General features: G+C 30.6%; 11 protein-coding genes. 1 reads left to right on the forward strand and 10 read right to left on the reverse strand.

Annotated features, from left to right (window positions below; genetic code table 11):
- Window positions 1-5 precede the first annotated feature (5 nt).
- From OWK30_RS03785 to hypA, 10 genes are all read right to left on the reverse strand, one after another.
- Window positions 6-917: a SurA N-terminal domain-containing protein gene (locus OWK30_RS03785; RefSeq protein WP_423323723.1), complete on the reverse strand. Its 912-nt coding sequence runs from the start codon at window positions 915-917 to the stop codon at window positions 6-8.
- Entirely contained in the window at window positions 847-1,833 is a 987-nt protein-coding gene (locus OWK30_RS03790; protein ID WP_423323725.1) for a peptidylprolyl isomerase, read from the reverse strand. The genes OWK30_RS03785 and OWK30_RS03790 overlap by 71 nt, the downstream gene beginning before the upstream one ends.
- Complete coding sequence (gene mfd, locus OWK30_RS03795) at window positions 1,830-5,171, reverse strand: transcription-repair coupling factor (protein ID WP_423323727.1); 3,342 nt, start codon at window positions 5,169-5,171, stop codon at window positions 1,830-1,832. The genes OWK30_RS03790 and mfd overlap by 4 nt, the downstream gene beginning before the upstream one ends.
- Window positions 5,168-5,647 (reverse strand): D-glycero-beta-D-manno-heptose 1-phosphate adenylyltransferase, encoded by a 480-nt coding sequence (rfaE2, locus tag OWK30_RS03800; protein WP_423323729.1) that lies wholly within the window; start codon window positions 5,645-5,647, stop codon window positions 5,168-5,170. The genes mfd and rfaE2 overlap by 4 nt, the downstream gene beginning before the upstream one ends.
- Before the next feature lie 9 nt (window positions 5,648-5,656).
- Window positions 5,657-6,250, reverse strand: a complete 594-nt coding sequence (locus tag OWK30_RS03805) for a D-sedoheptulose-7-phosphate isomerase (protein ID WP_423323731.1) — start codon at window positions 6,248-6,250, stop codon at window positions 5,657-5,659.
- Between the two features lie 8 nt (window positions 6,251-6,258).
- Entirely contained in the window at window positions 6,259-7,569 is a 1,311-nt protein-coding gene (locus OWK30_RS03810) for a PhoH family protein (protein ID WP_423323732.1), read from the reverse strand.
- A gap of 519 nt (window positions 7,570-8,088) precedes the next feature.
- On the reverse strand, window positions 8,089-8,424 hold the full coding sequence (locus OWK30_RS03815; protein ID WP_423323734.1) for a YraN family protein: 336 nt from the start codon (window positions 8,422-8,424) through the stop codon (window positions 8,089-8,091).
- Window positions 8,417-8,980 carry a ribonuclease HII gene (locus tag OWK30_RS03820; RefSeq protein ID WP_423323736.1) on the reverse strand — a complete coding sequence of 188 codons (564 nt, stop codon included), beginning with the start codon at window positions 8,978-8,980 and terminating at the stop codon, window positions 8,417-8,419. Before OWK30_RS03820 ends, OWK30_RS03815 begins: the two co-directional genes overlap by 8 nt.
- Window positions 8,952-9,623, reverse strand: coding sequence for a hydrogenase nickel incorporation protein HypB (gene hypB, locus OWK30_RS03825; protein WP_423323737.1), 672 nt, complete (start codon window positions 9,621-9,623; stop codon window positions 8,952-8,954). The genes OWK30_RS03820 and hypB overlap by 29 nt, the downstream gene beginning before the upstream one ends.
- A complete protein-coding gene (gene hypA, locus OWK30_RS03830) occupies window positions 9,623-9,964 on the reverse strand; it encodes a hydrogenase maturation nickel metallochaperone HypA (RefSeq protein WP_423323738.1) in 342 nt (113 codons plus the stop codon). Before hypA ends, hypB begins: the two co-directional genes overlap by 1 nt.
- A gap of 64 nt (window positions 9,965-10,028) precedes the next feature.
- Here hypA and OWK30_RS03835 point away from each other — a divergent pair, with 64 nt between their 5' ends.
- Window positions 10,029-10,766 (forward strand): sulfite exporter TauE/SafE family protein, encoded by a 738-nt coding sequence (locus OWK30_RS03835; protein ID WP_423323739.1) that lies wholly within the window; start codon window positions 10,029-10,031, stop codon window positions 10,764-10,766.
- Window positions 10,767-10,898: the final 132 nt, after the last annotated feature.

Consider the following 10,898-nt stretch of genomic DNA (forward strand, 5'->3'; position numbering starts at 1 on the left):
CTTTATTACATGTACTTAATAAAAATAGTTGCTTTATGTTTTTCTAACCATGATTTCACCACTTCTGGATACATCTTCTCTTTTATTTTTCTGGTTATTTCCTCTCGTAAGTTATCATCCACATCGTATTTACTTTTAAAATCCTCAATGTAAAAAATCACAAAATTCTCTCCATCTTTCATTTCAAAGACATCACCTTTTTTATGTTCTACTACAATTTTTTTATATCTCTCAGGTAAATCAGAAATCTTTAACCATCCTACATACCCACCTTTTTTAGAACTCTTGTCCTTTGAAAATTTTATAGCTGCATCCGCAAAAGATCTCTTTTTGATATATTCTTTAACTTTCTTCACTTCATCCTCACTACCAACTCGTATAATTCTTAATTCATACTTATCTGCAAGATTCAGTTCTTCTTGATGTTCATCTATATAGTGTTTAATATCTACATCTGTAACAACAAGTTTTGGCATAATTATTGCAGATCTTATCCTTGCATTTAGTATTTCATTTTTAAGCTGATACTTATATTTTTCCAAAGTTAGATTATTTTGCTCCAAAACATGTCCAAGCTGTTCCAAAGTAATATTATTTTGTTTTAGAACATCATTAAGAGCTCTCTCCACTTCATCATCGGTCACTTTTATTCCTTCTCTTTCGGCAGCAATTTCATAAGTATATTGATTCACCAAAAAATCTAACACTTCCTTATAATATTTTTTTAGCAAAACTTCTCTCCTTGTCTCATCTTTTACAGAATAAATCTGTTTAACTTTTTTAGGGTTAAATGACTCTATATCATACTGCGTAATAATTTTATCACCAACTATGGCAACAACTTTATCAATTATTTTCGCTTGAATTGTCGCTGTTAGTAATATTAAGGTTAAAATCGTAAATTTTAATATCTGCATTTTTCCTCAACTCCTTCAGATGATTATTTAAAAATTTATCCACTTTACTTGTAAACAATTCTTGATAAATTCTAGGTTTAAGTACATCATAACTTTTATTTTCCTTTCTTACTTTGCCGACTACTTTAAAAATATGATAACCATAATCTGATTTGTAAATGGGACTAATCCTGTTTACTTTTAGTTTCTTTATGAATTGAAACACTTTTGGCATATCATCAAGCACTATGTTTCCAAGATCTCCTCCATCATCCTTCTCTGGACCCACAGAATATTTTTTTGCCACTTCAGAAAATTTCTTACCTCTCAAAAGTTCTAGCCTTGCTTTCTTAGCATCTTTATAATTTAAGGTCACAATATGAAGCACATGATATCTTACAGATGATTTATATCTTGTGATAAATTCATTGTATTTACTTTTTACTTCATCTTCTGTCACAACTATATTTTTTTCAATCAGTCTATTTACCCATTCTTTTACTATTAAATTTTCCTTAAATAACTTCTTGTACTTTTCAAAACTAATCGGTAAACTAATCACATAGGACTCATCACTAAGATTTTTAATATTTTTTACTATTTCCTCAAATCTCACGTCATCTATCTTTATATTATTTTTCACAGCCTCTTCCAAAAGCACCTTAAAATTAATAAATTCATCTAAATATAAACTAGTTAAATTATCGTTGCTTAAATCCATATCAGAAGTTTCAGGAAAATTAAAATACACAAAATTTAAAATATCCTCTTTATAATATGGAATACCATTAATCATAATAGCAGCATCTTTAAAAAGATTAATTCTTTCCTCTGATGTCTTGTTATCCTGCTTACCTACAAACTCTTTTGACTCCTGTTTTTGACAAGATATAACAAACATTGTAATTATTATAAAAATAATAATTGTTCTTATCATACCAACTCTTTTTCTTGATTCAATACATCCAAATATTGTTTAAAAAACAAAGCAAATTCCTTCAAATAATCATTGTTTTCTTTACAAATCATGCACAGTGTATTTTCATCTTTAAAATTTGCAACTATTTTATCACTATCTTTCACCAAAACAAGAAAACTATTAATATCAAAATTTGTATCTTTATTCATAACTAAGTTAATACTACCTTTCAAAACAAACATTTTCTTAACTTTAAGAAAAGAAAAAACATTTTTCAAATACATAATGTAAATTAAATTATAAACCTCTTTAGGTAGATCTCCATAAAGAATATTAAGTTCATCCATCATATCTTTAATGGTTTCAAAATCTTGCAAATCTGAAATTGTTCTATAATAATTAATTCTTTCCCTATGAGATGGTATAAACGAAGCTGGGATATAATGTGGTACGCTAGAGATTATTTCAGTTTCAAAAACAGCTTTTTCTACCCCTCGTAACTCTTGAATAGCGTCATTAACCATCTGAATATACAATTCATAACCCACATTAACTACAAAACCAGATTGTTCTGCCCCCAAAATATCTCCTGCCCCCCGTAACTGTAAATCATATGTAGAAATTTTAAAACCACTACCCAAATCAGATAATTGCTGTATTATTTTCAGCCTTTTTCTTGCTATTTCACTAAGGCTTACCCCGACAGGAATTCTCAAATAACAATACCCTCTTCTTCTACCTCTTCCTACTCGTCCCTTCAGTTGATAAAGCTGAGCTAAACCAAACTTATGAGCATTGTTTACTATAATGGTATTAGCATTAGGGATATCAAGTCCATTTTCCACAATAGTAGTACAAACGAGGATATCAATGTCTCCTTGATAAAATTCATCAAATACCTTATCTAAAGTATTAGAACTCATCTTTCCGTGAGCTATCCTCACCTTAGACATAGGGGCCATCTCTTTTACATAAGCAGCCACTTTTTCAATATTTTCCACGCTATTATGCAAGAAATAAACCTGCCCACCTCTCTTTAGCTCTTTTAAAATAGCTTCTTGAACCTCTTCATCATTCTTTATTACTTTAATAGCAACAGGTTCCCTGTCATTTGGAGGTGTTTCTATGATACTCATATCCCTTAAACCGCTTAAAGATAATTGCAACGTTCTAGGAATAGGTGTAGCAGTCAAAATTAAAACATCCACATCACTTTTAATTGCCTTTATCTTTTCTTTATGATTTACCCCAAAACGCTGCTCTTCATCCACGATTAAAAGACCCAAATCCTTAAATTCTACATCATTTGACAACAACCTATGCGTCCCAACAATAATATCAATTTCCCCATTTTTTACCTTCTTTAAGGTTTTCTTAATTTCATTATTACTCTTTAACCTAGAAACATAATCAATATTTACCGGCAAACCCATAAACCTTTCTGTAAAGTTTTTAAAATGCTGCCTTACAAGAACAGTAGTTGGGGCAAGAAAAGCCACCTGTTTTCCACTCTCCACAGCTTTTGCTGCAGCCCTAATTGCGACCTCAGTTTTTCCAAATCCCACATCTCCACAAACAAGCCTCTCCATGGGTTTTTCACTTTCCATATCCCTAAACACTTCATTTAAAACTAAAAGTTGGTCTTCTGTTTCCTCATAAGGGAACCCAGCTTCGACGGTTCTTAAAATTTCTCCTTCATTTACAAAAGCAAACCCTTTTCTTTTTTTCCTTTCTGCATAAATCTTAAGTATGTCTACAGCTAACTTCTTAGCACTTTTATAAGCTTGATCTTTTAGTTTTTTCCATCTATTAGATTTCAAACTGCTAAGCCTGGGTTGATACCCTTTTGTTCCTACGTACTTTTGAATCAAGCCAATATTTGAAATAGGAATATACAAAACTTCATCATGTTCAAACTGAACTTTTATATAATCCCCTTTTATTCCACCTATCTCTTTGGTTTCAATACCATAATATTTACCAATACCATAATCAATATGTACAACAAAGTCACCCACTTCTAAATCAGCTATATTGGTTTTAAAAAGCTGCTTTTTCTTATTTTGCCGCATTTTTTTAATAAAACCGAATATTTCGCTATCTACAAAAAGTGCAAACTTACTTGTTTCATCAATAAAACCACCAGAAAACCCCCCATCCACTATACCAACAATCTTAGGTTTTAAATCAAAAAATGTTTTTACTTCTTTTACAGTCAGCTCATGTTCAGTGGCAAAGTTAATGAAAATTTCTTTTATCTTGCTATTATTAAAAGTAACTACCAACGAATATTCATTCTTTATAAGATCCTCTAACTTTACAATAAAATTTTCAGCATTTTCATAAATATTTGAATTTCTTGCTAAATAAAAAGAACTAGCAGCAGTAAACTCCACATTAATCTTACCACTTTCAACGATTTCGTTTAAATAAAATATTTCGTTATTTGCTATTTTTTTTAAAAAATCAGATTTAGTCAAAAAAACCGATTCAATAGAATATTTGTGTTTAGATTCTAAATAGTTATGATAAATAAACTTTTCAAAACTATCCAATTTATCATCAAAATTGTCGCCAAAAATAATCACTTTATATTTATTGTCGATATAATCAAAAATTGAAGACATCTCATTCACATATGGAGCATACCAATGTACCCCAGCAAACTTACCAAACTCTATAATTTTTTGTCTTTTTCTCTCATCATCAATTTTTTCAATCAACTTATCATTATCTGAAACTATTTCATCTGCAGGCAAAATTGTAACGGTAGTCATTTCAGCTACTTTCCTAAGTTCTTCATAATTAAATAAATATATTTTTTCTATCTCATCACCGAATAATTCTATTCTTACAGGATATTCTTCACCAAAAGGATAAATTTCTACTAAATCTCCTCTAATAAGAAATTCACCTTCCGCAGATACCACCTCTACCTCTACATACCCAAGACAATCAAAAAAATATCTTATCTCATCCAAAGATACAGTATCACCCACAGAAAAAGTTATTATCGAATCTAAAAACTCATTTCTTGATAATATCTTCTTACATGCTGAATAAATTGTCCCAATGAGTATAAATGGGCTCTTATCCATTAACATAGAATATAGTGTTTTAACCCTTTTAGAGTAGATTTCTTTTTCAATCTTAACTTCATCAAACGGGTCATGAGTAAGCTCAGGAAACGTTAAGACTCTTTTCTCAGGAAAAAAAAAGCTTAATTCATTTACAATTTTTTCCATGTCAAATCTATTTTCACAGATAACAACTGCAGAATCATCTGCTCCTAAATACTTTCTCAGAAAGTATGTTTTTGATGAACCCCAAAGACCTGTAAATAAATTCTTATTCATTTTTCACAATAAATATTCAAAATTTTATCAATAATGTTTGTTGTTGCAAACCCTTTCTCATAATTTAAGGAAAAAACTTTTCCGCCTTTCTTCTTCACAATATCTGCTCCCACAATCTCATCCTCTTTCCAGTCACCTCCTTTTACAAGGATATCAGGTTGAATTTTTTTAATAATTTCATATGGTGTATCTTCATCGAAATAAGTTACATAGTCTACCGGTTTTAAAGAAGCCATCATAATCATTCTATCTTTTAACGAATTAATAGGTCTTTTATCTCCTTTCAATCTTTTAACAGACGCATCACTATTTAAAGCCACAACCAAAATATCTCCAAGCTCTTTAGCCTTAAACAGATATGATACATGCCCAACATGAAGAATATCAAAACAACCATTTGTAAAAACAATTTTCTTATTCAGGGCCCTCAACTCATCAACCAACTTTTCTACATCGTAAAAAATATTTTGAGCCATATATAAAACCTACACTTCCAGCATATCAGAAAATCTACCAAACATAATCTCATCCACAAGCTCACAAATAATATGTCCAGCAGCAATATGCATTTCCTGAATTCTTGGAGTATTATCTGAATCTATCACAAGGAATAAATCACACAACCCTTTCATCATGCCTCCATCTTTTCCTGAAAAACCAATAGTCTTAATCCCATTATTTGCTGCAAATCTAAGAGCATTTATCACATTAGGAGAATTCCCACTTGTAGAAATACCCCACACCACATCCTTTTCATCAGCCAACGCCATAACCTGCTTCAGAAATACCTGATCGAAGTCATAATCATTGCTTATAGAAGTAATTACAGAGGTATCGGTAGTTAGAGCTATAGCAGGCAAAGAGGGTCTTTCAATTTTAAATCTATTGATAAACTCTGCAGCAATATGTTGGGCATCAGCAGCACTTCCTCCATTTCCAAAAATTAAAATTTTGCCTTCTTCCATAAAACAGTTTGCAATTTCATGGGCAGCAGCAATTAGAAAATGTCTACTCTCAGCAACAAATTTACTAAGCACATCTTTCATCTCATCAAAAATACTATCAACAAAACTTTCCATCCCATACCTCACAACTTATTTGCAGCTTTTGTAGCTAACTCAGAACGCTCACCTTTAATAAGGGTAACAGTTGCTGCTATTTCATCACCACTAAACCTATCAACCACATAAGTCAGCCCATTTGAATGATAATCTATATAAGGATTATCTATCTGATAAGGGTCACCAGTCAATACCACTTTAGTGTTCTCCCCTGCACGGGTAAGAATTGTTTTTATTTCATGCGGTGTCAAATTTTGAGCTTCATCTACTATAAAAAATTGATTTGGCATACTTCTTCCTCGAATATATGTAAGAGCTTCAACCTCAATAATATTTTGTTCAAGCAACGCCTTATAAGAATACCCTCCATTACCACGAGAATTCTCTCCAGATAGTATTAGCTGAAGATTGTCATAAATCGGCTGCATCCAAGGATGTAGTTTTTCATGTAACTCTCCAGGTAAATACCCCAAATCTTTACCCATTGGAAGAATAGGTCTTGCTACCAACAACTTTCTGTAACAGTTGTCATCTGCAACTTTTTTTAAACCTGCAGCCAACGCTAAAAGAGTCTTACCAGTCCCAGCAATTCCCATTAAACATACAAGTTTTATATTATCATCCATCAAAGCATCAAAGGCAAAACGCTGTTCTGCATTTCTCGCAAAAATTCCCCATATACCAGACTTAAATTCTTCCACCCTTCTTAACTTTTTCTTTTTATTATAATACCTTGCAAGAGCAGAATGTTTCTCATTGTTTTCTGACTTTACAACCACATATTCATTTTCTTTCAAATCGAGTTCAATTTCAAGTTCTCCAATACTGTAAAGAATATTAACATTGCTCTCGTCCAATAAAATCTCCTTTGCTCCGTCAAAGAAATTTTCAACTTCTACTTTGTCTTTTTCAAAATCGATAGCTTTTATACCTAAAACATCAGCTTTAATCCTCAAGTTTGCATCTTTCGTTACGAAAACCACTTCTTTATTTTCATTATCTTTTAAATATTTTGCTACAGAAAGTATCAAATTATCAGATTTATCTCTAATAAGCTCATCCGATATATATTTGCTCAACTCATGATTACATACGTTAACTCTCACAATTGAACCATTTTTAATTTTGACCCCTTTACTCAAATCTCCTAGTTTCCTGAGTTCATCCAGCTTTCTTGCCACAAACCTTGCATTATACCCTGTTTGATCCAAATGTTTTTTAAAAATATCGATCTCTTCAATAACTGTGATAGGTATATTAATGACACTATTCTCAAAAGAAAAAATAGCCATTGGATCATACAATAACACATTTGTATCAAAAACATAGTTAATCATGAATCACCTCACAAGATAAATAATCCTAATCTTAATAAATTTAGCTAACTTGGCAACAATTTTTAACATAAAAAAAGATAATAAAAAAGGAGGCCGCTTGGCCTCCTTTTTGTGGGGGAGTTATCTATTACTATGGGAGGATGTCCGTAATTGACGCTTTGTAAAATATTAATTAATCACAAATTGTCAACATGTTTTTAATTACAAATTATCAAATAAAAAGATTTTACCCATACCGCAAGCTAACATATTGCTACACAATAAAAAACTTAAATTTGCCATCACCAACTTATCTTAAAGAAGCAGTATTTAAAACCTTATTATAAAAATTTCTAATTTTAATATTACTTAATTAGTCCTCTATCCCAATTCTTAATTCATTACATAACATAATTCCCTTATACAACATAAAAACGTAGGAGTTCTCACTTTTTCAGTGGCAACTAATTAGTTACTATCTATAAAGCGACAACTAACAAAGAAAGTGTTCATTTTATATTATTTAATAACTCAAATGTATTACACCAAAAATGCATTTTCTATATGGGTTATAGTATCAGCATCTATTGAAATAACATCAAACCTACATGGATTTTCAATATTTCTCGAAATCAAAAATCTTTTTGCAACCTTTATAATTTTGTTAATTTTTTTTCTATCGACTGCCTCAAAACCATAACCAAACTTATTATCTTTACGAGTTTTCACTTCCACAAAAACGATGACATCATCTTTCCTAGCTATAATATCAATCTCACCAAACTTGCATCTATAATTTTTCTCAATAATCTCATACCCTTTAGAAATAAGATATTTTACTGCTTTTTTCTCTCCAACTTTACCAAGCTTAAACATAATTCTTTAAAAAAGATCTGCGATGCAAATAAGTAATACCAAATTTCTTAATAGCATTTATATGCTCTTTAGTACCATAACCTTTATTTTTATACCAGTTGTAATTTGGAAAATACATATGCAATCTTTTCATTAAAGAATCTCTATATACCTTAGCTAAAATAGACGCTGCAGCAATATTTTGAAAAACACTTTCGCCTTTTTCAATAGAAATAATCTTACAACTATAAATACTATTCAGCTTTACCGAATCAACTGCAATAAATTTATAATTTAATTTAATCTTACTTAATGCTATGTGCATAGCTTGCCTTGTTGCTTGAAGAATATTTATCTTATCAATCAAATTATTACAAACAACACCAAATGAATAATCAATAGCAATTTCTTGTATATATCTTGCAAGTTTTTCCCTATTTCTCTCGCTAATTTTTTTTGAGTCAATTATCCTTTCATCATAAAAACCAGCAGGTAAAACAACAGCACAAACCACAACTGGACCAGCAAAGGCCCCTCTACCTACTTCATCAACACCCACATAGATTTCTTTTTTCATGAAACTTATCTTCAATCCATTTCACAACTTTATCAATACCAGCACCTGTTTTGCAGGATATAAAAAAGGTATCAATTCTAGGATTTATTCCCTTAGCATAATTTGCGCACTTTTCAACATCAAAATCAAGCAAAGGCAATAAATCTATTTTATTTATAATCATAGCACTACTAACCTTTATAACAGTAGGATATTTAACAGGCTTATCTTCTCCTTCTGTTGTACTAATCAAAACTATCTTGTAATCCTCTCCCAAATCAAACGACGCTGGACAAACAAGGTTGCCAACATTTTCAATTATTAATATATCGATTTTATCCAAATCGAATTCACCAAGAGCTTTTTCAATACCGCTTGATTCCAAATGACAGGCACCATGCGTGTTAATCTGATAAGCCAATACTCCTAATTTTCTAATCCTCTCAGCATCATTTTCTGTAGCTAAGTCACCTTCAATGACTGCAACTCTATAACATTTAACCAATTTTGGTAATATTTGTTCTAACAAGCTTGTTTTACCACTACCTGGAGATGATAAAAAATTTAACACTAGAACGCCTTTTTGTTTAAAAACTCCTCTTAAAAATTTAGCCTTTTGCTCATTTTTTGTAAGAATTTTTGTCTCAACTTTAATTTTGTTCATTAATCAACCTCTATTTCTGTAATATTTAACTCTTCACCAGAAATAATTTTCACATTCATAGACCCACATTTTTTACAACTAAAAAAATAATTTTCATACGCATCCAACCAACCACATTCTTGACACTCTCCCCTAATTTCAACCTCCTCAATTAGCAGTTCACTATCAACAGCAATGGTATCCTCTTTTAGAGCATTGTAGGCAAACAAAAGCGAATTATAATCAACAGCTGCAAGTTTCCCTATTTTTACAAATACCTTATTAACTTTTTTAGCTCTATTTTTAAGAGCCACATCTATCACAATATCTAAAATATTCTGAGCAATACTTGCCTCATGCATATTTAATTGTTATCATATCATTAATTCATTTGCAATAATTTCTATTTTTTTGTATTTTTAATCTATGTTAGAAATTTTACTATTTATAGTTGGCATAGTTTCTGGATTTATCAACGTTATGGCTGGAGGAGGTTCATTTCTTACTATTCCTTTGCTTATATTTATGGGTTTACCACCTACTGTGGCAAACGGTACTAACAGGCTCGGCGTTTTTCTACAATCCTTATTTGCTGTCAAAAAGTTTAATCAATACAAGGTTTTTAATCTAAATTTTGCCCTTGCAGTATCTATTCCTGCCACTATTGGAGCTATTTTTGGAGCTTATCTTGCCACAATTATTAGTGATACTGCTTTTAAAAAATACCTCGCCATAATTATGATAGTTATAACATTCATCTCTATACTAAGCCCTGTAAGAAATTTACAATCAAGAAATATTGAATACTCTCTCTCTAGAAAAATTGTTATATTCATTGTTTTTACACTCATAGGTATTTATGGTGGTTTTGTTCAAGCAGGAGTTGGTTTTCTTATTCTTGCTGGCATATCACTTACTGGTTTTAATCTTGTAGAAGGAAACGCAATAAAAACCTTTGTTATTATGGTATTCACAGTTTTTGCACTGGTAATATTTATACTAAACAACAAAGTTGACTTCATCTTAGGAATAATTCTTGGTATTGGTAATATTATAGGTGCTCTTCTTGGTACAAAAGTTACTGTTGAAAAAGGGCATAACTTTATTCAAAAAGTTGTATTAGTATGTATAATAATTTTCGCTTTAAAATTACTTCTCTCATAATTAAAAAAGTAGAAAAATATTGATGCATTTTATTATTTATTTTATAATTAATTTATGTCCATATATTTTATTTAAATAAAAATATTAGAGGGTTGATTATGAAACTGAAATTAACTATTAAAGCAAAAGTAT

It is taken from the genome of Deferribacter abyssi (assembly GCF_049472655.1).
In the GTDB taxonomy this organism is placed as follows: Bacteria; Chrysiogenota; Deferribacteres; order Deferribacterales; family Deferribacteraceae; genus Deferribacter; species Deferribacter abyssi.

Coding starts and splice junctions, on each gene's coding strand:
- OWK30_RS03810 (WP_423323732.1), bottom strand. CDS start 7,569: ATGATTAACTATGTTTTTGATACAAATGTGTTATTGTATGATCCAATG.
- OWK30_RS03835 (WP_423323739.1), top strand. CDS start 10,029: ATGTTAGAAATTTTACTATTTATAGTTGGCATAGTTTCTGGATTTATC.
- hypB (WP_423323737.1), bottom strand. CDS start 9,623: ATGAACAAAATTAAAGTTGAGACAAAAATTCTTACAAAAAATGAGCAA.
- OWK30_RS03815 (WP_423323734.1), bottom strand. CDS start 8,424: ATGTTTAAGCTTGGTAAAGTTGGAGAGAAAAAAGCAGTAAAATATCTT.
- OWK30_RS03805 (WP_423323731.1), bottom strand. CDS start 6,250: ATGGAAAGTTTTGTTGATAGTATTTTTGATGAGATGAAAGATGTGCTT.
- rfaE2 (WP_423323729.1), bottom strand. CDS start 5,647: ATGGCTCAAAATATTTTTTACGATGTAGAAAAGTTGGTTGATGAGTTG.
- OWK30_RS03820 (WP_423323736.1), bottom strand. CDS start 8,980: ATGAAAAAAGAAATCTATGTGGGTGTTGATGAAGTAGGTAGAGGGGCC.
- OWK30_RS03790 (WP_423323725.1), bottom strand. CDS start 1,833: ATGATAAGAACAATTATTATTTTTATAATAATTACAATGTTTGTTATA.
- hypA (WP_423323738.1), bottom strand. CDS start 9,964: ATGCATGAGGCAAGTATTGCTCAGAATATTTTAGATATTGTGATAGAT.
- mfd (WP_423323727.1), bottom strand. CDS start 5,171: ATGAATAAGAATTTATTTACAGGTCTTTGGGGTTCATCAAAAACATAC.
- OWK30_RS03785 (WP_423323723.1), bottom strand. CDS start 917: ATGCAGATATTAAAATTTACGATTTTAACCTTAATATTACTAACAGCG.